This is a genomic window from Rhizobium sp. CB2179 (genome assembly GCF_057653455.1).
Genome location: NZ_CM172781.1, coordinates 2220309 through 2243167, shown reverse-complemented (window position 1 = coordinate 2243167; position 22859 = coordinate 2220309). Strand labels below are relative to the sequence as shown.

The window sequence follows — 22859 nt, the reverse complement described above, 5'->3', positions numbered from 1 at the left end:
GTTGCTCCGGCCAGCGGAATATGCGTAGGTCGCGTCTGTCGCTTCGGTCGGGAACGAAGCGACCGGCGCGGCCGCTTCTATCGATAAGGAACAGGGAAATATGGATCATGTCGATCACATCCTGATCGTCGATGACGATCGCGAAATCCGCGAGTTGGTATCGGGCTATCTGCAGAAGAACGGCCTGCGCACGAGCGTTGCCGCCGACGGACGGCAGATGCGCAGTTTTGTCGAAGCCAATGCAGTCGACCTGATCGTGCTAGATGTGATGATGCCCGGCGATGACGGGCTGGTGCTGTGCCGCGAACTGCGCGCCGGCCGGCACAAGGCGATCCCGATCCTGATGCTGACGGCCCGCACCGACGAAATGGACAGGATCCTCGGGCTGGAGATGGGCGCCGACGACTATCTTCCCAAGCCCTTTGCTGCGCGTGAGCTGCTCGCCCGCATCAAGGCGGTGCTGCGACGCACGCGGATGCTGCCGCCCAACCTGCAGATCAGCGAAGCCGGGCAATTGCTGACTTTCGGCGACTGGCGGCTCGATACGGTGGCCCGGCACCTTCTCGACAAGGAGGGGACCGCGATTGCGCTGAGCGGCGCCGAATACCGTCTGCTTCGCGTCTTCATCGACCATCCGCAGCGAGTGCTCAATCGCGACCAGCTTTTGAGCCTGACGCAGGGGCGCGACGCCGATCTCTTCGATCGCTCGATCGATCTTCTGGTCAGTCGCCTGCGTCAACGGCTGGGCGACGATGCGCGCGAACCGACCTATATCAAGACGGTGCGCAGCGAAGGCTATGTGTTTTCGGTTCCGGTCGAAATATCGGAGCCGCGCCGATGAAGGCGGCAATCCCCTTGCGTTCGGGGCTGACGTGGCCGAGCACGTTGCGGTCGCGGATCTTCCTGATCCTGCTGATCGGACTGGCCCTCGCCTACGGTCTGTCCTTCAGTGTGCTCTATATGGAGCGGTACATGTCGGCCAAGGCGGTGATGCTCGGCACGCTGGAAAATGACGTGGCAACATCGATTGCTGTTCTCGATCGGCTTCCGCCAAGCGAACGCGGCGAGCTGCTCGACCGGCTGAGCCGCGGCAATTACCGTTTCGTGCTCGGACCCGGTCTTCCCGGCGTGCCTGATACGTCAAGCAAAGGGGCAGAAATCTCAGGAAAAATCGAGGAGGCCATCGGGCATCGCTTTCCGATCCGTATCGAACGAATTCCTGGCGATGTGAACCGATTGCAGGCGCATTTGACGCTGAGCGACGGAAGCCCCTTGACGATCGACGTAACGCCGAAGGGCGTCATGCCGATCGCCGCATGGCTGCCCTACGTCTTCGTTATCCAGATGGCGCTGCTCATCCTCTGTACCTGGTTTGCTGTTCGCCAGGCAATCCGGCCGCTCGGCGAGCTTGCTGCCGCCGCCGATGCGCTCGACCCGAACAAGGACGGCCCGGCTTTGAGTGAGGCAGGCCCGAGCGAGGTCGCGCATGCGGCACGGGCTTTCAATGCGATGCGGGAGAGGATCGCCCATTACCTCGAAGAGCGTGTCCAGATCCTGGCGGCAATCTCGCATGATCTGCAGACGCCGATCACCCGCATGCGGCTGCGTGCCGACATGGCGGAGGATTCGCCTGAGAAGAACAAGCTGGTGCACGATCTCGCCGAGATCCAGCGCCTCGTTCAGGACGGCATTGCCTATGCACGCAGTGCGCATGGCAATGGCGAGAAGAGTGCCCGCATCGATCTCGCCTCGTTCATCGACAGCATAGCCTACGACTACCAGGATACCGGAAAGGCCGTCACGGTCGTCGGCCTGGTTCAGGGCGCCGCCATTACCAAGCCGCATGCTCTTCGCCGCATCCTGTCGAATTTCATCGACAATGCGCTGAAGTTTGCCGGTGCTGCCGAGATCAGCGTCGAGCGTAGCGCCGAGAACGATATCGTCATATCAGTCATGGACCGCGGGCCTGGAATTCCGGACGATATGCTGGAAGCCGCCATGCAGCCTTTCTTCCGGCTGGAGCAATCCCGCAACCGGGAGACCGGCGGCACCGGTCTCGGTCTTGCGATCGCCCAGCAACTGACGGCCAAGATCGGCGGGTCGCTCCGGCTCTACAATCGCGCCGGCGGCGGGCTGGCTGCGGAAGTCACCATCCGCTGACATCGGCAGTCACCACAAAATTCGAGATGTTTGTATGTAAAGATGTCTTCGATATCGGATGCTACGTTTTGTGACATTTCGGGCGATTTCGGAAACATGGCGGATATATCCGTCGGTCAAACCACACTCCGTCAACCCGGCCGCGCAGCGCGGCCAGTCGCCTGGAGCGACGCAACAAAGGAGTGTTCCATGACAAAGATCGACAAGGTTCTCTATACCGGCAAGACCCACACGACGGGCGGGCGCGACGGCGCGTCGCATAGCGACGACGGGCAGCTTGATATCAAGCTTTCGCCTCCGGGCAGCAACCGTGCCGGCACCAATCCCGAACAGCTTTTCGCCGCCGGCTGGTCTGCCTGCTTCATCGGCGCGATCGGCATTGCTGCCGGCAAGCTGAAGGTCAAGCTTCCTGCAGATGCCGCCGTCAACGCCGAGGTCGATCTCGGGGCGACCGACGGCGACTATTTCCTGCAGGCTCGCCTCAAGGTCAGCCTGCCGGGCATCGAAGCGGATCTGGCAAGCGCGCTTGTGGATGAAGCGCACCGGACCTGCCCCTATTCGAAAGCAACCCGCGGCAATATCAATGTCGAATTGAGCATTGCCTGACAGATGGGATCGATCGCCAAAAGGAAACATGACGAGGCCAGTCGGGCCTCGTCGATGGAGGAACCAATGAGACTGATGATCATCTGCATTCTGGGGGCGACGATTTTCGCAGCGCCCTGCATCTACGATGTAACGTCACAGGAGCCGTCGCCGCTTGCCGGCCTGGTGACGGCGGCATCCGCAGCTTCATCCTCAGGGGAGCGGCTGCCGCTCCAGCTGTTCTTTTAGATCACCAGGGAGAAAGACAGTGAAACTCTATCAGAACGAAATTTCCTCGGCGACATCTCGAGTCCGCATCGCACTTGCCCTGAAAGGATTGATGGCCGAAGCGCTGCCGGTCACCATCCTCGGCGAAAATTCCGAGAGCCGGCAGGCCGGATATCGCAGTATCAATCCGCAGGGGCTCGTGCCCGCCTTGCTGACGGATAATGGCGTCCTCATTACCCAGTCGCTGGCGATCGTCGAATATCTCGATGAGATAAAGCCTGAACCGCCGCTATTGCCTGACACCGCGGAAGGCCGGGCGCAGGCGCGGTCGATCGCGCTTGCGATCGCAGCCGAGATCCACGCGCTGCTGCCGCCGCGGATCGGTCTGCATCTCGGCAAGGTCTTCCAGGCGGATGCCGATGCCATTACTGCCTGGAATCGTCATTGGGTCGGTGAAGGAATGGCCGCGGTCGAGGCGATGATCGCCGGCCACAGGCAGGGGGCTTTCGCTGTTGCGGATCAGCCTGGTATTGCCGAGATCTTTCTCTTCCCGCAGGCGATCAGCGCTCGGCGCCTCGGCTTCGATCTCGCCCGCTGGCCGAATATCGCGGAGATTGTCGCCAGACTGGAGGCGATATCGGCTTTCCAGGAGAACGCACCGGCCCCGAGACAATGATCCAATCTATGAAGAATCGGCCGCAAGTGACTGCGGCCGATTCTCTTCTGGTGTTCTAGCCTTGGCGATAAGACGTCACCTTCATGGCCCGTCGGCCGCTTTTAGCGGTTGACCCTTGCCTGCAGATGCGCGGGATAACGATCGCCTTCCACCTTGATCGTGGCGAGCGCGCTTTCGATGCTACGGAGATCCTCGGCCGTCAGTTCGACTTCAGCGGCCTGGATGTTCTCCTCGAGGCGATGCAGCTTGGTTGTGCCGGGAATCGGCACGATCCAGGGCTTCTGCGCCAGCAGCCATGCGAGAGCCACTTGGGCGGAGGTTGCCTTCTTGCGGGAGGCGATTTCTCCGAGACGATCGACGAGTGTCTGGTTGGCTTTTCGCGCCTCCTGAGAAAAGCGCGGCACGACGTTGCGGAAATCCTTGCTGTCGAAGGTGGTCGTTTCACTGATCGCGCCAGTCAGAAAGCCCTTGCCGAGCGGGCTGAAGGGCACGAAACCGATGCCGAGTTCTTCAAGCGTCGGCAGGATTTCCTGCTCTGGTTCGCGCCACCACAGCGAATATTCGCTCTGCAACGCCGCCACCGGCTGGACGGCATGGGCGCGGCGGATCGTCTGGGCGCCCGCTTCCGAGAGGCCGAAATGTCTGACCTTGCCTTCCGCGATCAGCGCCTTGACCGTGCCGGCGACATCCTCGATCGGAACATCGGGATCGACGCGATGCTGGTAGAAGAGATCGATGACATCAGTCTTCAAACGCCTCAGCGCCTGGTCGGCCACCGCGCGTATCTGCTCGGGCCGGCTGTTCATGCCGCTCTGGCCGCCATTGGCATCGAAGTTGAAGCCGAATTTCGTGGCGATCACCACCTCCTCGCGGAACGGGGCAAGCGCCTCTCCCAGAAGTTCTTCGTTCTTATAGGGGCCGTAGGCCTCGGCCGTGTCGAAGAAGGTCGCGCCGCGTTCAAATGCCCGCCGGATCAGTGTGGTCGCTTCCTGAATATCTGTCGCCGGGCCATAGCCGTAACTCAGCCCCATGCAGCCGAGACCGATGGCCGAGACTTGAAGTCCACTCTTTCCAAGTTCACGCTTCTGCATAGAAGTTTCCTTTTCTAACCTTGGTATTGCGTGTCGGTGACATGCTCCATCCAGTCGACGACCTTGCCGTCGAGCTGTTCCTGGATGGCGATATGGGTCACCGCCGTCGTCGGCGATGCGCCGTGCCAATGGCGTTCAGCCGGTGCGAACGAGACGACGTCGCCGGCGCGGATCTCCTCGACGGGACCGCCTTCGCGCTGCACGCGACCGAAGCCAGACGTGACGATCAGCGTCTGGCCGAGCGGATGGGTGTGCCAGGCGGTGCGGGCGCCGGGCTCGAAGGTGACGCTGGCGCCAGCCGCGCGTGCGGGGCTGGTCACGGCAAACAGCGGGTCGACACGCACGCTGCCGGTAAACCAATCGGCTGGTCCCTTGGCCGAAGGCTGCGAACCGCTTCGCTTGATATCCATCTTTATCTTCTTCCTTTCGATGCCGGGGTGGACGTGTCCACTCGAGTAGCAAGGTATTTAGGGCGTGCGCCGGGTCGCGATTAGATGGTATAAACGGCAAGAACCCATGAGAAAGTTTCATAAATGCCGCGCCCCGCCGTCAACGACCTCATCGCCTTCCTCGCCGTTGCACGCGCACAGAGCTTCACAAAGGCGGCGGGCAAGCTGGGTGTGTCGCAATCGGCGCTCAGCCACACCATCCGCGGGCTCGAGGAGCGGCTTGGACTGCGATTGCTGACACGCACGACCCGCAGCGTCGCGCCGACGGAGGCCGGCGAACGCCTGCTCGTCTCCATCGGACCGCGGCTCGACGAGATCGAGAGCGAGTTGGCTGCCTTGAGCGCGTTCCGGGAGAAGCCGGCAGGTACCATCCGCATCAATGCCGGCGAGCATGCGGCCGATACCGTCCTCTGGCCCGCCTTGGAAAAGCTGCTGCCCGATTATCCCGATATCAATGTCGAGATCATCGTCGACTACGGTCTGACCGACATCGTCGCGGAGCGTTACGATGCCGGGGTGCGGCTTGGCGAACAGGTGGCGAAAGATATGATCGCGGTGCGCATCGGCCCCGATATGCGCATGGCCGTGGTCGGCGCTCCCGCCTACTTCGACACCAGGCTGCAGCCGCTGACGCCGCAGGAGCTTACGGATCACAATTGCATCAATCTGCGTCTGCCCACCTATGGCAGCGTTTATGCATGGGAGTTCGAGAAGGATGGGCGCGAGCTCAGGGTTCGGGTCGAAGGGCAGTTGGTCTTCAACAATATAGCGCTCCGGCTAAACGCGGTGCTCGCGGGTCTTGGACTGGCCTACATGCCGGAGAACTTGGTCGACGCGCATCTAGCCGATGGACGGCTGGTGCGCGTCCTCGAGGATTGGTGCCTGCCGTTTTCCGGTTACCATCTCTACTATCCGAGCCGCCGGCATACGTCGCCGGCATTTGCTCTGCTCGTCGATGCACTTCGCTATCGACCATAACGCCCACCGTTTCGAGTCGCCCGGACAGGCAGCCACCAGTGACCGGCTCTTGTCGGAAGCGAAATCATGCCTGCCAGTGATTTGACATTCCATCACTCGCCGCTAATTCACACTTGAAATCGAAGGAAACAGTGAATGAATACTGCGGCACCTGCCACGAAAGCTCGGACCGGCGTGTCCGGTTTGGATACAGTTCTGGCGGGGGGCCTTTCGCCGGGCCACGTGTTTCTCCTGGAAGGAAACCCGGGAGCGGGGAAGACGACGATCGCGCTGCAGTTTCTGATCGAAGGTGCACGGCTCGGCGAGCAGGGGCTCTACATAACCCTTTCAGAGACCGAGAGCGAACTCCGAGCCGGGGCCGCATCGCATGGCATGGTGATCGATGGCAATATCGAGATCTTCGAGGTCGTGCCTCCGGAAAGCCTGCTGGATGCCGACCAGCAGCAAAGCCTGCTTTATTCATCAGATCTTGAACTCGGAGAGACGACAAAGGAAATCTTTGCCGCTTTCGAGCGGGTCAAGCCACGTCGCGTGGTTCTCGACAGTCTGTCGGAGATCAGGCTGCTCGCACAAAGCTCACTACGCTACCGCCGGCAGATCCTCGCGCTCAAGCACTATTTTGCCCGGCAGGGCGCGACAGTCCTTCTGCTCGATGATCTGACCTCCGACGTGCTCGACAAGACGGTGCACAGCGTTGTTCACGGCGTGATCCATCTCGAAGAGATGGCGCCGAACTACGGCTCCGAACGCCGACGTCTAAGGGTCATAAAATATCGCGGTCAGGCCTTCCGAGGCGGTTATCACGATTTCATCATCCAGACTGGCGGCGTTATCGTCTTTCCGCGGCTCGTCGCCGCCGAACACAGGTCGAGCTACACCCGCGATCAGATTTCCTGCAATATTGCGGAACTGGACCTTCTTCTGGGAGGTGGCCTCGAGCGAGGTTCCAGCACACTCATCCTTGGTCCTGCCGGCACCGGCAAAAGCACTTTCTCGTTTCAATTCCTGGTGGCTGCGGTCGCGCGCGGCGAGAAAGTGGCGGCCTTCATTTTTGACGAGGAGCTGGGCCTGCTCTTCACGCGGCTGAAGGCGCTCGGAATAGATCTCGAAGCAATGCGGGACGCCGGTCATATCCACATCGAACAGCTCGATGCCGCCGAACTGTCGCCGGGCGAATTTGCCCACCGCGTGCGCAGCTGCGTCGACAAGTCGGATGCGAAAACCGTTATCATCGACAGTATCAATGGTTATCAGGCTTCGATGCCGGATGAGAATTCGCTGATCCTTCATATGCATGAGCTGCTGCAATATTTGAACAGGCAAGGCGCCAACACCTTTCTCACCGTTGCCCAGCACGGGCTGGTCGGTGACATGAAAGCCCCTGTCGACGTCACCTATCTCGCAGATACCGTCATTCTGCTGCGTTACTTCGAGGCTGCGGGAAAGGTGCGGCGGGCAGTCTCGGTGATCAAGAAGAGGACCGGCTTTCACGAGGATACCATCCGCGAGTATCGTATCGACGCCTCCGGGTTGAGGTTTGGAGATCCTCTCGTCGGGTTCCAGGGCGTGCTTCGCGGCGTTCCCGAATTTATCGCGACCTCAACGCCGCTCCTAAAGACCGATGGCGGGGACAGCGGCAATTCCTAATTCCGGAAAACCGAAAGCATTGATCTACACCCCCGCCGGTCGTGATGCCTGGGTGGCGAGATCGTTGGTCGATGAGGCCGGATTGGCATCGATTGCTGCCACCGACCTGTCTATGTTCGCGTCATCGCTCAGCGACGACGTTGCGCTTGGCGTCTTGACGGAAGAGGCCGTTCGCTCGAGCGATCTCAAACCGATCGCCGCCTGGGTTTCAGCACAGCCGAGCTGGTCGGACCTGCCGTTCATCGTTCTCACCCAACGCGGCGGGGGACCTGAACGAAATCCGGCCGCTGCCAGGCTTTCCGAGGTTCTTGGCAACGTCACTTTCCTGGAAAGGCCGTTCCATGCGACCTCCTTCATCAGCGTTGCCCGGACCGCATTGAAGGGGCGCCTGCGCCAATATGAAGCGCGAGCCCGGCTCGAGGCTCTGGGCGAAGGAGAGCGACGGTTGCAGACGGCGCTTGCCGCCGGTCGTCTCGGGGCGTGGGAGCTGGAGCTGTCCTCGATGGCCTTGTCGGCCTCGGCGACCTGCAAAGCGGTCTTCGGCCGAAAGCCGGATGATGATGTCACGCGCGACGATCTGATCGCAAGCATTCACCCCGACGACCGGGACCTTGTGCTGGCACGCCTGCGCCAGACGATCGATACCGGACGCGACTATTCGATCGAGCACAGGACGATCTGGCCGGATGGATCACTGCATTGGACCGAGGTCCATGCGCAGCTTTATTCCGACAGATATGGTTCCGCCAGGAAGCTCGTCGGCGTCTGCTCCGATACTACCGTCCGCAAGACCATCGAGGAAAATCTGAGGCGGCTCAATGAAAACCTCGAAGAGCGCGTGAGGGAACGGACCAAAGAGGTCAACGCCGCTCACCAGACCCTGCTTGAGGAAGTCGCCCAGCGTGAAAGAGCCGAGGAGCAGCTTCGCCAATCGCAAAAGATGGAGGCGATCGGCCAACTGACCGGCGGCGTCGCCCACGATTTCAACAATCTGCTGATGGTCGTTCTCGGAAATCTGGAGCTGCTCGGCAAGCACGTTGGCGGAGATGCCAAAGCGACGCGTCTGGTCGACGGGGCGATCCAGGGCGCGCGGCGCGGGGCGGCGCTGACGCAGCGGCTGCTGGCTTTTGCCAGACAGCAGGATCTGCAGGTCAAGCCCATCGATCTGGCCGAGCTGGTCTCCGGCATGAACGACCTGTTGCGGCGCTCGGTCGGATCCTCGATCAGCATCGAAACCATCCTGCCGGCGACGCTGCCACCGGCGCTGATCGACGCGAACCAACTCGAGTTGGCGCTGCTCAACCTCGCGGTCAATGCCCGCGATGCGATGCCGGATGGCGGGACCCTGTCCATATCGCTGCGCGAGGAGCAGGTGCCCGGCGATGACGGCGCTCTCGGCGAGGGGGCCTATCTGGTGCTGGCGGTGGCCGACAGTGGCACCGGCATGGATGCGGAGACGCTGAAGAAGGCGATCGATCCGTTTTTCTCGACCAAGGAACTCGGAAAGGGCACGGGCCTAGGCTTATCGATGATCCACGGACTGGCCGTTCAGCTCAATGGTGCACTTCGTCTGACCAGCGAGCTTGGAGTGGGAACGACCGCCGAGCTGTGGCTTCCGGCGACGGAACGGCGCCCCGAGCGGGCGATCGAAGCGGAATTGCCCGTTCCGCAAGCTGCGTCCAGACTGAAGATACTTCTGGTCGACGACGATGCCTTGATCGCCATGAGTTCGGTCGACATGCTTGAAGATCTCGGCCACGAGGTCGTCGAAGCAAATTCCGGCTCGCAGGCACTGGAACTGATCAGCAGCGGCCAGCATTTCGACCTTGTCATCACCGATTATTCGATGCCTGGCATGACCGGCGCACAGCTTGCCCAGGCCGCGCGGGACATTCATCCGGGGTTACCGATCGTGCTGGCGACAGGTTACGCCGATCTTCCTGCCGGCACCGATATCGATCTTCCGAGATTAGCAAAGCCCTATGATCAGGCTCAGCTCGCCAAGGAAATCGCCAAGGCGATGGCAAGCGAAACGGTTCCGCTTCTGAGGTCCGGCGGCAACGCAGGTGGTTCAAAGCCTCGCCTGTCCAAGGCCAACGATGTCAGCGATGAAATCGGCGATGGCGCCTGTGTCGTCTAGATCGAAGACCGGCAGGGCCGTATAGGTGACGGCATGATCGGCGGCGATGGCGCAGATATGGGGATCGCTCGGCGCCAACGGTTCGCGATTTGCCGCTTCCAGGCGGCGGGCCTCGATCTTCGGGATCGGCTCGCGCTTGTATCCTTCGATCAGCACGAGGTCGCAGGGGGCGAGGCGGGCGAGGATCTCCTCGAACTCAGGTTCCGGCGCACCGCGCAGCTCGTGCATGATGGCGTAGCGGGTGCCGGAGACGATGGTGACCTCATGAGCGCCGGCCTGGCGGTGGCGGTAGCTGTCGGCCCCGACCTTGTCGATGTCGAAATCATGATGGGCGTGCTTGATCGTCGAGATCTTGTAGCCGCGGCGGGTGAACTCCGTCACTAGCCGGACGGCGAGACCCGTCTTGCCCGAGTTCTTCCAGCCGGCGATGCCGAAGATTTTCGGTGCAGTCATACGCGAAGGGCCTCCAGCCAGCGTTCCGCCTCGACGAGATCGTCGGGCGTGTTGATGTTGAAGAAGGGATCGAGCAGGCTGGCGCGGGTCGGATGCAGCGGAAACGCCACTTCCGTAACGTCATGCCGCAACAGGAAGTCGCGCACACGGCGCTTCTCGTCGGTGGCGATCCAGGCTTCGAGATCGGCGGCCAGCGTCACCGGCCAGAGCCCGAAGACCGGATGGCTACGGCCTTCGGAGGTGGCAATTGCGATCTGCGACGCGTGCTCGACCGCGGCCGCCAGCCGGGCGACGAGATCGGCCGGGAAGAACGGGCAATCCACCGAGACGGTGACGACATGGGTGATCGAGGGCAGACCGGCGGCATAGACCATGGCGGCATGGATACCGGCCATCGGCCCGGCCTTGCCGGGAAAACGGTCGGGAATGACAGGCACACCCTCGGCGGCGGCATCGGCATTGACGGCAACGTGGAAAGTTTGCTGCGAGAGGCGGGTCAGCACATGGCGGAGCAGGCTCTCGGCCCCAAGCATCATGCCTGCCTTGTCGCGGCCCATGCGCTGCGAACGGCCGCCGGCCAATACGACGCCCGCTATATGAGATTTATCCAACGAGAATTGAGCCATCATCTTTCCTCAAACCGGCGCACGCGGCGCGGATTCCTGCGCAATCGGCGACACACGGCGCTTGGCCTCACGATAGAACGTATAGAGGCCGGAGGCGATGACGATCGCAGCCCCGACGAGCGTCCAGCTGTCAGGCACTTCCGCGAAGAAAAAGAAGCCGAGCACAGAAGAGAAGATCAGGCTGGTATAGCGAAACGGCGCGACGAAAGAGATTTCGCCGGTGCGCATGGCGAGGATGACCGACTGGTAGCCGACGAGCACCAGCACCGATGCGAGTACGAGATGCCCAAGGGCAGCGGCGCTGACCGGCTGCCAGCCGCCGAGCACCGGGATGAGCAGCGCGCCGAAGAAGGAGGCTGATATGGCGGTGATGACGGTGATCATCAGCGAGGGGATTTCCGGACTGATGCTCCGGGTGGCGAGATCGCGGCCGGCCGTCGTCAGCACCGCAGCGACGCAGAGGAGGGCGGCGGCGGTGAATCCCTCAGGGCCGGGACGGATAATGATCATCACGCCGACGAGGCCGACAAGGATCGCCGACCAGCGCCGCCAGCCGACCGGCTCGCCGAAGAAGAGGGCAGCGCCGAAGGTGACGACCAGCGGCAGCGACTGCAGGATCGCCGAGGCATTGGCGATCGGCATCATGCCGAGCGCGGTGATATAGGTGACGGCGGAGAGCGTCTCACAGATGATCCTGAAGATGATCATCGGCTGCAGCATGATGCGCCAGGAGCGCAGCGCGCCCATTTTCCAGGCGATCAGATAGACGAGCAGGCTGGTGAAGAGGCCGCGCAGGAACATGATCTCGCCGGCGTTCATATAGGCGATCACCGATTTGGATAGAGCGTCGCTTGCGGAAAAGCCGGCCATCGCCATGCTCATATAGATGGCGCCCTCAGTATTGCGTGACCGCGGCATGAAGAGATTCCCGTTACCTGTGCGCTCCTTTTAATCGCGAAGACGCATGAAGGGAATCGGATGAATGCCACACCAGGCATAAATCGATGATGCGGTGCACAACGGCACTGACCTCAATGCAGGCGTGTGGATGAAGGTCTCGGCAAATCTCGGTTTTATAAGGCGAATTCCGATGTTTCCGACGCCGTGATCAAGGCGTCGATGAGGACGCGCCGTCGCGCTGCCGGTTCGGCCATAGGCGTTTTTCTCGTCCTGCGCGGGAAACGGGTGGCTGCATCGCATGATGTTTGAGCATGTCAAATCTGGCAACAAACCAGGAGAGACCGATATGACACTTCTCAACGACAAGATCGCCATCATCACCGGCGCAAGCTCAGGCATCGGCCGCGCAGCGGCGAAACTCTTTGCACGGCAAGGTGCCAAGCTTGTGGTCACCGGCCGGCGACAAGACGCGCTCGACGCCGTCATCGCGGAAATTGAGGCGGAGGGTGGGCAGGCCGTCGCCATATCAGGCGATGTCAGGGACGAGGCGCTCCAGGAAAGGCTTGTCGAAACGGCAGTCTCGCGTTTCGGCCGGCTCGACATCGCCTTCAACAATGCCGGCATCATCGGTGAGATGGGGCCGGTCGCCGGGCTGTCGGTGGAGGGCTGGCGCGAGACGATCGAGACCAATCTCACCGCCGCCTTCCTCGGCGCCAAACACCAGTCGGCGGCGATGGGGAAAGGCGGCGGATCGCTGATCTTCACCTCGACCTTTGTCGGCCACACCGTCGGCATGCCTGGCATGGCCGCCTATGCGGCGAGCAAGGCGGGGCTGATCGGCTTCGTGCAGGTGCTCGCCGCCGAACTCGGAGCGCAGAAGATCCGCGTCAACGCGCTGCTTCCCGGCGGCACCGACACGCCCGCCAGTATCACCAACGCGCCTGATGCCACGCCGGAGGTGCTCGCCTTCGTGGAGGGGCTGCATGCGCTGAAACGCATGGCGCAACCCGACGAGATCGCCAATGCGGCGCTTTTCCTCGCCTCCGACATGTCGAGCTTCGTGACCGGCACGGCGATGCTGGCAGATGGTGGGGTTTCGATCAGCCGAACATAGGGGCAGGAAATAGGGTGTGCTGTGGCAACCAGCCGTGCGCGTCTGGGACCCAGCCACCCGGCCCTCGTCCTTCGAGGCTGCGGCCTGCGGCCTGCGTGCCTCAGCAACCGTGTTGTTGGGGCTGGTTCCATGGGGTTCGTCTTTTAAGAATAGTGTTGATCATGATGATGAGCTTTCGCATGGCGGCGACGATGGCGACCTTGGGCGGTTTGCCCGCGTCGCGCAGCCTTTTGTGGAAGGTCTTGATGGCCGGGTTGCAACGGATGGCCGAGAGCGTAGCCATATAGAGGGCGCATCTGACGGTGGCGCGGCCGCCGGCGATATGGCGTTGTCCACGCCATGTGCCGCTGTCGTGAGCGATGGGGGCGACGCCGACGAGGGCTGCGAGCTTCTTGTCGTCGATGGCGCCGAGTTCGGGCAGTTCGGCGATGAGCACGGCGGCACTGACCTCGCCAATGCCCGGCACGGTCAGCAGCAGATTGCGGCGTGCGGCCATGTCGGGCTCGGCCTCGATGGCGAGCGCGATGGCGGCATCGACGCGGGCGAGCTGAGCCTTGAGGGCGGCGAGGGTCTCGCCAATCAGCGCTGCGACGGCCTCAGGCGCATGCTCGAGGCGGTTCTTCTCGGCGACCGCCATGTCGATGAGTTGGCGACGGCGGGTGACAAGCGCAGCAAGCGCGATGCGGCCGTCGTCGATATGGGGGATCTGTGCCGGCCGCATCGCTCTGGCGAAGTGGAGCGTGACGCGGGCGTCGACCTGATCGGTCTTGGCCAAACGACCGCTGGCCCTGGCGAAGTCGCGCACCTGGCGGGGATTGACGACGGCGACGGCAATACCGGCGGCCATAAGCGTTCTGACGATTGCCATCTCGTAACCGCCGGTCGCCTCGACGACGACAAGCTCTGCGCCGGCCACTGCCGCAGTGAGTGCGGCACAGCCTGGCGCATTGTTGTCGAAGCGGACAACGGCGCGTTTGCCCTCAACGGCAACGTCGAGATGGGCCTTCGAGACATCGATACCGACCATGAAAGATTGCTGGATATGCATGACTGCTCCTCCTTGCAACGCGGGCTCGAAGCCCAACCAACCGTTCGAGCGAAGACATGGCGACGGAGATGCTTGCTGAGGTACGAGTTCAAGACCCAAGGATGACACGCATCCCCGCCGCACAGCCCCTTTATACAGCAACGGCAACGTACAAGGATGAGGGCTGGTCCGTGTGCCATGCCGCTGCGCTTCCCGTTGAACCAGGTCGCAACCTCTCTCCAGCCTCATCCTGAGGTGCCCCGCAGGGGCCTCGAAGGACGGGGCTGGCCGCTTTGCGCAGATCAGGCGACTTCGCGTATGTCTTTTGCCGCCTGGCGGTCGAGATAGGCGACCAGGTCCTCGATGGTGACGAGGGGGAGGTTGTGGCGTTCGGCGAAGAGCGTGAGTTCGGGCAGGCGGGACATGGTTCCGTCGTCGTTGGCGACTTCGCAGATGACGCCGGCGGGGATCCGTCCGGCGAGGCGGGCGAGATCGACGGCGGCTTCGGTGTGGCCGGGGCGGCCGAGCACGCCGCGGGGGTTGGAGCGCAGCGGGAAGATATGGCCGGGGCGGGCGAATTCGGCGGGCTTTGCGCGATCGTCGACCAGGGCGCGGACGGTGGCGGCGCGGTCGGCAGCCGAGATACCGGTCGTCGTGCCCTTGAGATAATCGACCGAGACCGTGAAGGCGGTTTTGTGCGATTCCGTGTTGTTGGGCACCATGAGCGGAATATCGAGCGCATCGAGACGCTCGCCTTCCATGGCGATGCAGACGAGTCCACGGGCGTGGGTCATCATGAAGGCGATTGCCTCAGGGGTGACGGCATCGGCCGCGACCACGATATCACCTTCATTTTCCCGGTTCTGGTCGTCGACGACGACGACCATCTTGCCGCTGGCAATGGCTGATATGGCATCTTCGATTGTTGCGATAGTCATGCTGTCTGGCCTTTCAAGGGTTATGTCAGCTGACTGACATGGTCTGCTCGGCTCAGTCCGTGAGCGAGCCTTCTGCCCTTGGGCGAACAAACGTCGGCCGACTCCGGGATGGAGTGCGACTGCCCGTGTTGTCCTCTTCCATCCGGACTATACCGTCGGCTCCGGCATCTCACCGGATCTGCTGACCTTCCGACAGGAGGTGCCGGAAGCGCTCGCGGGCTCCAGGATTGCTCCTGATACCGCCGGTGGGGAATTACACCCCGCCCTGAGAACACTTCAAAGATAGGATCAAAAACAGGCGGATGGCAAGGTCACTCGACCAGGCAAAAATGCAAAGCTGCCCTGACGCCGATGGACACACTGTTCACACGGAGGCGACGACCGTGTCGCCTTCCGCACTTCGCTGGTGGTTTGCTCTTTGTTCGATGCATGTCGTTGTCCCAAAACCGCTACGCAATTTTGGGCGCCTGCATCAGGACATGATCAGGCCGCCGTCGACATTGATCGTCTGGCCGGTGATATAGGCGGCGTCATCGCTGGCGAGGAAGGTCACCAGGCCTGCGACATCTTCCCCAGAGCCGGCCCGTTTCATCGGGATGCCCTCGACCCATTCCTTCATCAGCTCGCCGGGGGCGTAGTTGCCGAGCAGCTTGCCCCAGGCCTGGTCGTTATAGGCCCACATGTCGGTCTCGATGATGCCGGGGCAGAAGGCGTTGACGGTGATCTTCTCGGTCGCGACTTCCTTGGCCAGGCTCTGGGTGATGCCGACGACCCCCATTTTCGAGGCGGCATAATGCGGGGTGTAGATGAAGCCGTCGCGCGCCTGGCCGGAAGCGGTGTTGATGATGCGGCCGCCGCGCTTGTGCTTGCGCATTCGTGATATTGCCTCCTGGGCGCAGAGGAAGACGCCCTTGGTGTTGACGGCCATGACCTTGTCCCACTCGTTTTCGGTCAGGTCCTCGACGCGGGCGATGGTGATGACGCCAGCATTCTGGATCGAAACGTCGACCGAGCCGAATTCCTTCTCGGCGGCATCGTAGAGGGCGGTGACGCTTGCCTTGTCGGTGACATCGCCGATGAAGGAGATCGCCTTGCCGCCTTCGGCCCGGATCTGTTCGGCGACGCCGTGGACCAGGTCCTCATTGGCCGAGACGACGAGATTGGCGCCTTCTTTCGCGAAGCGTTTGGCGATCGCCGCTCCGATGCCGCGGCTACCCCCGGTAATGACGACAGTCTTCTGCTCAAAGCGTTTCATGCTCTTTCCTTGTCCGTCGATAAACAGCAAATCTGGGTGCGACGTACCATGCGATCATTATTGGAGATCAAACGGTTGTCGCGAATTCAGGCAGTCTAGAGCGCCGATGACGATCCGAGCCCTCGGTCCGTTCGACAACCCGTTCGATCAGCGTGAAGGGCGGGCAAGACGGCGATATCGCACGCCGTCTTGCCCGTTGGTCCCTTCAGCGCCTCGATCTCAGCCAGGGAGGAAGCGAGATCGGTCACTTTCCAGCAGCGGCAATGAGCTTTCTCATCACCAGCAGCAGAAACCGCCGTCGACGAGAAGATCGACGCCGGTCACGAAACTTGCTGCATTCGACAGCAGAAACACCGCCGGGCCTACCATCTCGTCCACCGCTGCCATGCGCTGCATCGGCGTCTGCTCTTCGAAGAGCTTGGTCTGGTGGACCATCTCCGGACGGGTGTTCATGGGCGTTGCCGTGTATCCGGGGGAGATGGTGTTGACGCGAATGCCGCGGTCGACCCATTCCATCGCCATGGACTTCGACATATGGATGACGCCCGCCTTGGAGGCGTTATAGTGCGCTTGGCTCAGCCCGCGATTTACGATCACGCCGGACATGGAAGCGATGTTGACGATGGAGCCGCGTCCATTCTTGAGCATGGCGCGGGCCTCGGCCTGGCAGGAAAGAAAGACACCTTTCAGGTTGATATCCATCAACGTCTGATATTGGTCCTCCTCCATCTCTTCCGCGGCGTTCGCGTTAGCGATGCCTGCCGCGTTGACTGCAAGCGTCAGCGTGCCGAGATCGGCTTCGGTCCGTGCTATTGCCTCTCCAAGGGAAGATTTGCTGGTGACATCCGCCGCGATCTGGATCGAGCGGCGGCCGGCGGCGCGAATATGTTCAGCCGTCTTGGCCAGCCCGTCGTCGGTTCGGCGGTCGAGCAGCGCCACGTCGGCGCCGCATTGCGCAAGGCCGATGGCAATGCGCTGCCCAATGCCGCTCCCGGCTCCTGTAACGATGGCAACCTGGCCGCTGAGATCGAAAAGCTTCGGGGCGTTCAGAGTGATGTCGGACACCGCTCTTCCTTTCTGTCTGTTTAGATGGTGGCTAGCTCCATGACCGAAACGTCATTTGCCTGGTCACGATTGAGAATGCCTGCCTGTTTGCCTTGCGCAAGCACGAGAATGCGATTGGAGACTCCGAGAACTTCCTCGAGGTCCGAGCTTACGACGATGACCGCCACGCCCCGTTTGGCAAGATTGACGATGATGTCGTAGATACCGGCTCGGGCGCCGACGTCGATGCCTCTCGTCGGTTCGTCGAGCACGACGACCTTAGGATCGCGCATCAGCCATTTCGCGATGACCACCTTCTGCTGGTTGCCGCCGGACAGGTCCGAGGCATATTGCTCCGCACGGCCCTTCACGCCGAACTTGGCCACTGCCTTTTCCGCAAACGAGCGCTTGACGCTCGGCGTAATCCAACGCCCGCCCAGCTTGTCGAGATTGGCGTAGATAATGTTCTCGCCGATCCGGTGCCCGACAACGAGGCCTTGCTCCTTGCGGTCTTCCGGAACCATCACGATGCCCTTGGCGATCGCGTCCGCCGGATCGCGCAGCCTGAGTTCTTCGCCTTCCAGCTTGATCGAACCTGCACTGATTGGGTCCGCGCCCGAAATGGCGCGGACAAGTTCCGTGCGGCCGGCGCCGACCAGTCCGGCGATTCCGAGAATTTCCCCGGCGCGCACATCGAAGGTAACGTCGCGGAATGAGTTGTCCGGCGAGCACAGCCCCGACACCTGGAGTACTGGATGCTCTGTCGGAACCGGCAGGGCAGGGAACAAGCGGTCAAGCGGGCGTCCGACCATGCTCTCGACGATCGTTCGCACCGGTGTCGCGCTGTCGGAGAATTCCTGCACGCGCTCGCCATCGCGAAGAACGACGATCCGATCGGTTATTCGCTTGATCTCTTCCATGCGGTGGGAAATGTAGACGATGCCGACACCTTCTGAGCGAAGCTTCCGAACCTGTTCGAAAAGAGCTTCCGTCTCCGCGCCGCCAAGGGCGGCCGTCGGCTCATCGAGGATCAGGAGCTTTGCATTGAGAGCCAGCGCCTTGGCGATCTCGATGAGTTGCTGATTTGCCGTGGAAAGGCCGGCGACCGTCCGCGTTGCAGGGATGTGAAGGTTCAAGCGAGCGAGCTGGTCCTGGGCCCGGCGAACCATCTGGGCGCGGTCGACGACGCCGTTCTTCATCGGCCAACGTCCGATGAAGACGTTTTCCGCGATCGACAGCTGCGGCAGAAGCTGCAGCTCCTGATGGATCAGGACAACGCCCTTGTCGATCGCTTCCCTTGGGGTGGCCGGGGCATAAGGCTGCCCCAGCCATGTCATTGATCCTTCGGACGGCGTGCGTGACCCGGCGATAATGCCCGATAGCGTTGACTTGCCTGCGCCGTTTTCACCGAGAAGTGCAACCACTTCGCCGGGATAAACGTCCAAGCTGACATTCTTCAGAACCTGGAGCGGCCCATACCATTTGGATATGCCCCTCAGGGAAAGAACTGGATCAGTCACGGCACACCTCCTCAAGACATCAACTTCATTACGGATGGTTGGCGATGAAGCCTGCGACGTTTTCCTTGGTTGTCAGCGTGGCATCCAGGAGCTGGACCGGCGGCACCTTTTCTCCGGCGACAAGCTTGGCGGCGTTTTCAACCGCGTCGCGGCCCATCTTCTGCGTCTGCTGGGTCGCCGTTACGTTGAAGACACCCTTGCTGAGCGCTTCGAGAGCTGCGGTGTCACCATCGAAGCCGCCAACCACGATCTTCTGGGAAGGATTGGCGACCTTGATCGCCTGCGCGGCGCCAAGGGCAAGGCCGTCGGCCTGGGCGAACACGATCGAAACGTCCGGATTTGCCTGCAGCATATTCTGCATGATCTGGAATCCTTCGTCCTGGCTCCAGATGTTCGAGAACTGCTCGGCGACAACCTTGACGTCCGGATATGCCTTGAGAGATTCAGCGCAACCCTTCGAACGATCGACTTCCGGCGTTGTGCCCTTCTGGCCGTGGATGATGACCATCTTCCCCTTGCCGCCGCCTTCCTTCAGAATGTAGTCGCACACGGCCTTGGCAGACGCGACGGAATCCGTTGCAAGGAAGGTATCGCCCGGTGCTCCCTCGGCGTTGCGGTCAACGTTCACGACCGGAATACCAGCGCTCTTGGCGAGCTTGACCGGAACGGTCGCAGCCGCCGCACCTGCCGGAATGTAGATCAGCGCGTCGATCTTCTGGGTCAGGAGGTCCTGGATCTGGTTGACCTGCGTCGGCCCGTCGCCCTTTGCGTCGACCGTGATGACTTCGATGCCGCGCTTCTTGGCTTCGGCTTCGACGGATTGTTTGATCTGGTTGAAGAAGTTTGCCTGAAGGTTGGCAACCGCCAAGCCGAGCTTCTTCAGTTCCGCCGCGTGTACTGGGCCGAGCATGAGACCGAGCAGGGCGGCAGACGCGAGCATGGTGCGCGCTATTTTCATTGTATTTCCTCCGTTGTTTGATGGAACCCTCGGGTATGTCCTCCCCCTCGGGGTATTGATCCGCCCCAAACCCTTGGAGCGGAATTCCTGGTCCGCCGACGCGGCGGACCCCGCTCGTCAGGCGCGACGCCGACGAATAGTCTCCGCGCCGACCGCGAGCACGATGACGATGCCGATGATCACTTGCTGCAGGAACGGCGAGACGTTGAGAAGATTGAGCCCGTTGCGAAGGACGCCGATGATAAGAACGCCGATCAGTGTTCCTCCGATACCGCCCGCCCCCCCCGAAAGCGAAGTCCCGCCGATGACGACTGCTGCGATGGTGTCCAATTCATAGCCCAGACCGCTGGACGGCTGGACGGAATCCAGCCTGGCGGCGAGTACGATGCCTGCGAGCCCCGCAAGGACTGAACTTGCGACGTAGACGCCAATCGTCACGAGCGGAACGTTGATACCCGCAAGGCGCGCGACTTCCGGATTTCCTCCCACCGCGTAGAGCATGCGACCTTCGGACCGGAAGTGCAGGAAAAGCCAGGCCGCAAGAACAACCGCAAGCATGAGAAACACAGTGGCTGTCAACACGCCGAAATGGCGATCGATTGCCAGCATCATGAACCAGTCGGGGAATCCGACGATCTGCTGGCCGTCCGTGATCATATTTGCGACGCCGCGAGCCGCGGACATCATCGCAAGAGTGGCAATAAAGGCTGGAACCCTGAACTGCGTCACCAGAAGTCCGACGATCAGGCCCGAAATGCCCGATGCGACCAGAGCAAAAACGATCCCGACCGGCAGCGGTAGGCCGGCGACATTCGCAGTCCAGCCCATGACCATCATCGCAAGAGCGAGTGCCGAGCCGACGGAAAGATCGATGCCGCCGATCAGAATGACAAAGGTCATTCCGACAGCCATGATGCCGAGGACAGTGATCTGATCGAGGATGTTGAGACCGTTCCGAACCGAAAGAAACGTGTCGGTGCTGAGGCTCAGGAAGACGCAAAGCAAGAGCAGCCCCACGAGCGGGCCGGTGGCTCCCTTGAGCTTGCTCAACCAGGCGCCGGACGAAAGCCCGTGTTCATTGATATCGAGCGCCACCATTGTTCCTCCCTATGCCTAGGCTGATTGCTAATTCATTCTACGAATAAATATTCACTGATGCTGGAAAATTCATTAACAAGTTGCTTTCGGGCTGTCAACAGGATTTCTAGACTTGCAACTGTTGGTGTAGCACTTAAAGGACTTGACTAATCGGTGTCTTGTGCAAAAATATTGATAATTGAATATTTATGCATGAGAGGAATCCATGAATACGACAGAACTCGAGCGGGTCGCTCGCGAGATCCGATTGCGCGATCTCCAGGCGGTCTTTGAAGCGGGCGCCGGCCATATTGGCGGGGAAATGTCGGTCATCGACATTTTGACTGCCCTCTATTTTCGTGTGCTGAATGTCTGGCCCGATCAGCCGAAGCACCCCGGTCGCGACAGGTTCGTTCTTTCGAAGGGACATACTGCATGCGCTCTGTATGTGACGCTCGCAAAACGCGGCTTCATCCCGGAGGAAGAGATTTCCACCTTCTTGCAGCCGCATTCGAGGCTGAACGGGCATCCAAATTGCAACAAGGTTCCTGGCGTCGAAACGAATACCGGGCCGCTCGGCCACGGTCTTCCAGTCGCAATAGGAATGGCAAAAGCCGCCAAGCTCTCAGGCGCGAAATATCACACCTATGTCGTCACCGGCGACGGTGAGATGCAGGAGGGTTCCAACTGGGAAGCGATCATGGCGGCCGCGCAGTTCAAGCTCGATAACCTGACGCTGGTGATCGACCACAACAGGTTCCAGCAGGGCGCCGCCCTGGCGGAAACCAACGATCTCGCCCCGCTTCGTCCGAAGCTTGAAGCTTTCGATTGGGAAGTCACCGAGATCAATGGGAACAATATGAGCGAAGTCGTTTCAGCCCTCGAACACCGGGGATCGAGACCGCATTGCATCGTGGCCCACACCAACAAGGGGCATGGAATCTCGTTCATGCAAGACCGAGTCGACTGGCACCACAAGGTACCGAGCAAGGAACAATACGAAATCGCATTGGCAGAATTGTCGGAGGCAGTGTAATGAACGCGTCAATAAACGCATCCAAGCTCTACGATTGCCGCGACGCATTCGCCACCACGCTTGAGCGGCTGGCAGCCGAAAACGAAACGATCGTTGCCGTCTGCAACGACTCCGTGGGCTCCTCCAAGCTCGGCGGCTTCAAGGCGAAATTTGGAGAGCGCCTCGTCAATGTCGGCATCGCCGAGCAGAACATGGTGGGGGTTGCAGCAGGCCTCGCCAATGGCGGACGCCTTCCGTTCGTGTGCGCCGCCGCTCCGTTTCTAACGGGACGGTCGCTGGAGCAGATCAAGGCCGATATTTCGTATTCGAATGCCAACGTCAAGCTGGTCGGCATTTCTTCCGGAATGGCGTATGGCGAACTCGGCCCGACCCATCACTCGATCGAAGACTTCGCCTGGACGCGGGTTCTGCCTAATCTTCCGGTCATTGCGCCTTGTGACCGCATCGAAACAGCTGCTGCGGTTGAGTGGGCCGCGGCCTATAACGGCCCCTGTTTCCTGCGTCTGTCTCGCGTAGGTGTGCCTGATCTCCTTCCGGAGGGTCACAAGTTCGAACTTGGCAAGGCAAACCTCCTTCGCCAGGGTTCCGACGTCACCCTTATCGCAAACGGCACTTTGACTCATCGAATCTTAAAGGCCGCCGAGATCCTCGCAGAACGCGGCATCAACGCCAGAGTGCTCAACCTTGCAACGGTTCGTCCGATCGACGAGGAGGCCATCATCGCCGCGGCGAAGGAAACCGGAGCGATCGTCACAGCCGAAGAGCATTCGATTTTTGGCGGGCTCGGTTCCGCGGTCGCCGAAGTGGTGGTCGACAATGCTCCGGTCCCGATGAAACGTCTCGGCGTTCCCGGCGTCTACGCTCCGACCGGTTCGGCAGAGTTCCTGCTCGACGAATTCGGGATGGCGCCGTCCGCAATCGCCGACGCCGCGCAGTCGCTGATCAGGCGCAAGTAAG

23 protein-coding genes and 1 riboswitch are annotated in these 22859 nt (G+C 61.2%); of the genes, 11 read left to right on the top strand and 12 right to left on the bottom strand.

Annotated features, from left to right (window positions below):
* The first annotated feature begins 100 nt into the window (after nucleotides 1-100).
* From AC244Q_RS11180 to maiA, 5 genes are all read left to right on the top strand, one after another.
* Nucleotides 101-841: a response regulator gene (locus AC244Q_RS11180; protein ID WP_017994306.1), complete on the top strand. Its 741-nt coding sequence runs from the start codon at nucleotides 101-103 to the stop codon at nucleotides 839-841.
* Nucleotides 838-2160 carry an ATP-binding protein gene (locus tag AC244Q_RS11175; RefSeq protein WP_017994305.1) on the top strand — a complete coding sequence of 441 codons (1323 nt, stop codon included), beginning with the start codon at nucleotides 838-840 and terminating at the stop codon, nucleotides 2158-2160. The genes AC244Q_RS11180 and AC244Q_RS11175 overlap by 4 nt, the downstream gene beginning before the upstream one ends.
* Nucleotides 2161-2349: 189 nt before the next feature.
* Nucleotides 2350-2766, top strand: coding sequence for an organic hydroperoxide resistance protein (locus AC244Q_RS11170; protein ID WP_128407251.1), 417 nt, complete (start codon nucleotides 2350-2352; stop codon nucleotides 2764-2766).
* A 66-nt stretch (nucleotides 2767-2832) separates the two neighbouring features.
* Nucleotides 2833-2994: a hypothetical protein gene (locus AC244Q_RS11165; protein ID WP_017994304.1), complete on the top strand. Its 162-nt coding sequence runs from the start codon at nucleotides 2833-2835 to the stop codon at nucleotides 2992-2994.
* A 19-nt stretch (nucleotides 2995-3013) separates the two neighbouring features.
* The gene (gene maiA, locus AC244Q_RS11160; protein WP_128407250.1) at nucleotides 3014-3649 is read left to right on the top strand and encodes a maleylacetoacetate isomerase; all 636 of its coding nucleotides are present in this window, start codon (nucleotides 3014-3016) and stop codon (nucleotides 3647-3649) included.
* Nucleotides 3650-3750: 101 nt separating this feature from the next.
* Here maiA and AC244Q_RS11155 read toward each other — a convergent pair whose 3' ends face one another.
* The gene (locus tag AC244Q_RS11155) at nucleotides 3751-4740 is read right to left on the bottom strand and encodes an aldo/keto reductase (protein WP_128407249.1); all 990 of its coding nucleotides are present in this window, start codon (nucleotides 4738-4740) and stop codon (nucleotides 3751-3753) included.
* Between the two features lie 14 nt (nucleotides 4741-4754).
* The gene (locus AC244Q_RS11150) at nucleotides 4755-5150 is read right to left on the bottom strand and encodes a (R)-mandelonitrile lyase (protein WP_128407248.1); all 396 of its coding nucleotides are present in this window, start codon (nucleotides 5148-5150) and stop codon (nucleotides 4755-4757) included.
* A gap of 123 nt (nucleotides 5151-5273) precedes the next feature.
* On the opposite strand from AC244Q_RS11150, the gene AC244Q_RS11145 reads away from it, so the two are divergent.
* From AC244Q_RS11145 to AC244Q_RS11135, 3 genes are all read left to right on the top strand, one after another.
* A complete protein-coding gene (locus AC244Q_RS11145; protein WP_128407247.1) occupies nucleotides 5274-6167 on the top strand; it encodes a LysR family transcriptional regulator in 894 nt (297 codons plus the stop codon).
* Nucleotides 6168-6302: 135 nt separating this feature from the next.
* Nucleotides 6303-7814, top strand: coding sequence for an ATPase domain-containing protein (locus tag AC244Q_RS11140; protein ID WP_012757745.1), 1512 nt, complete (start codon nucleotides 6303-6305; stop codon nucleotides 7812-7814).
* Nucleotides 7789-9954 (top strand): ATP-binding protein, encoded by a 2166-nt coding sequence (locus tag AC244Q_RS11135; RefSeq protein ID WP_017994299.1) that lies wholly within the window; start codon nucleotides 7789-7791, stop codon nucleotides 9952-9954. Before AC244Q_RS11140 ends, AC244Q_RS11135 begins: the two co-directional genes overlap by 26 nt.
* Here the strand turns inward: AC244Q_RS11135 and mobB are convergent.
* From mobB to AC244Q_RS11120, 3 genes are read right to left on the bottom strand one after another with little or no spacing between them, the layout of a single operon-like run.
* A complete protein-coding gene (gene mobB / locus AC244Q_RS11130; RefSeq protein ID WP_128407246.1) occupies nucleotides 9886-10407 on the bottom strand; it encodes a molybdopterin-guanine dinucleotide biosynthesis protein B in 522 nt (173 codons plus the stop codon). The two genes, AC244Q_RS11135 and mobB, sit on opposite strands and share 69 nt — an antisense overlap.
* Nucleotides 10404-11033 (bottom strand): molybdenum cofactor guanylyltransferase MobA, encoded by a 630-nt coding sequence (gene mobA / locus AC244Q_RS11125; RefSeq protein WP_020486984.1) that lies wholly within the window; start codon nucleotides 11031-11033, stop codon nucleotides 10404-10406. Before mobA ends, mobB begins: the two co-directional genes overlap by 4 nt.
* Before the next feature lie 9 nt (nucleotides 11034-11042).
* Nucleotides 11043-11951, bottom strand: a complete 909-nt coding sequence (locus AC244Q_RS11120) for a DMT family transporter (protein WP_012757741.1) — start codon at nucleotides 11949-11951, stop codon at nucleotides 11043-11045.
* A 328-nt stretch (nucleotides 11952-12279) separates the two neighbouring features.
* Here AC244Q_RS11120 and AC244Q_RS11115 point away from each other — a divergent pair, with 328 nt between their 5' ends.
* Nucleotides 12280-13047 carry an SDR family oxidoreductase gene (locus AC244Q_RS11115; protein WP_026157379.1) on the top strand — a complete coding sequence of 256 codons (768 nt, stop codon included), beginning with the start codon at nucleotides 12280-12282 and terminating at the stop codon, nucleotides 13045-13047.
* Nucleotides 13048-13147: 100 nt separating this feature from the next.
* Here the strand turns inward: AC244Q_RS11115 and AC244Q_RS11110 are convergent, their stop codons facing one another.
* From AC244Q_RS11110 to AC244Q_RS11080, 7 genes are all read right to left on the bottom strand, one after another.
* Nucleotides 13148-14095, bottom strand: a complete 948-nt coding sequence (locus tag AC244Q_RS11110) for an IS110 family RNA-guided transposase (protein WP_017995762.1) — start codon at nucleotides 14093-14095, stop codon at nucleotides 13148-13150.
* A gap of 281 nt (nucleotides 14096-14376) precedes the next feature.
* Nucleotides 14377-15012: a 3,4-dihydroxy-2-butanone-4-phosphate synthase gene (ribB, locus tag AC244Q_RS11105; protein ID WP_012757739.1), complete on the bottom strand. Its 636-nt coding sequence runs from the start codon at nucleotides 15010-15012 to the stop codon at nucleotides 14377-14379.
* Between the two features lie 126 nt (nucleotides 15013-15138).
* Nucleotides 15139-15289, bottom strand: a riboswitch (FMN riboswitch).
* Nucleotides 15290-15484: 195 nt separating this feature from the next.
* Nucleotides 15485-16267 carry a glucose 1-dehydrogenase gene (locus AC244Q_RS11100; protein WP_017994294.1) on the bottom strand — a complete coding sequence of 261 codons (783 nt, stop codon included), beginning with the start codon at nucleotides 16265-16267 and terminating at the stop codon, nucleotides 15485-15487.
* Nucleotides 16268-16543: 276 nt separating this feature from the next.
* Nucleotides 16544-17332, bottom strand: a complete 789-nt coding sequence (locus AC244Q_RS11095; RefSeq protein ID WP_128407320.1) for an SDR family oxidoreductase — start codon at nucleotides 17330-17332, stop codon at nucleotides 16544-16546.
* A gap of 20 nt (nucleotides 17333-17352) precedes the next feature.
* The gene (locus tag AC244Q_RS11090) at nucleotides 17353-18831 is read right to left on the bottom strand and encodes a sugar ABC transporter ATP-binding protein (protein ID WP_020486983.1); all 1479 of its coding nucleotides are present in this window, start codon (nucleotides 18829-18831) and stop codon (nucleotides 17353-17355) included.
* Nucleotides 18832-18859: 28 nt separating this feature from the next.
* Complete coding sequence (locus AC244Q_RS11085; RefSeq protein ID WP_017994291.1) at nucleotides 18860-19789, bottom strand: sugar ABC transporter substrate-binding protein; 930 nt, start codon at nucleotides 19787-19789, stop codon at nucleotides 18860-18862.
* A gap of 117 nt (nucleotides 19790-19906) precedes the next feature.
* Entirely contained in the window at nucleotides 19907-20887 is a 981-nt protein-coding gene (locus AC244Q_RS11080) for an ABC transporter permease (protein WP_012757735.1), read from the bottom strand.
* A 205-nt stretch (nucleotides 20888-21092) separates the two neighbouring features.
* Here AC244Q_RS11080 and AC244Q_RS11075 point away from each other — a divergent pair, with 205 nt between their 5' ends.
* Both AC244Q_RS11075 and AC244Q_RS11070 read left to right on the top strand, forming a co-directional pair.
* On the top strand, nucleotides 21093-21902 hold the full coding sequence (locus AC244Q_RS11075) for a transketolase (protein ID WP_017994289.1): 810 nt from the start codon (nucleotides 21093-21095) through the stop codon (nucleotides 21900-21902).
* A complete protein-coding gene (locus AC244Q_RS11070) occupies nucleotides 21902-22858 on the top strand; it encodes a transketolase family protein (RefSeq protein WP_017994288.1) in 957 nt (318 codons plus the stop codon). Before AC244Q_RS11075 ends, AC244Q_RS11070 begins: the two co-directional genes overlap by 1 nt.
* The last annotated feature ends 1 nt before the right edge of the window (nucleotide 22859 follow it).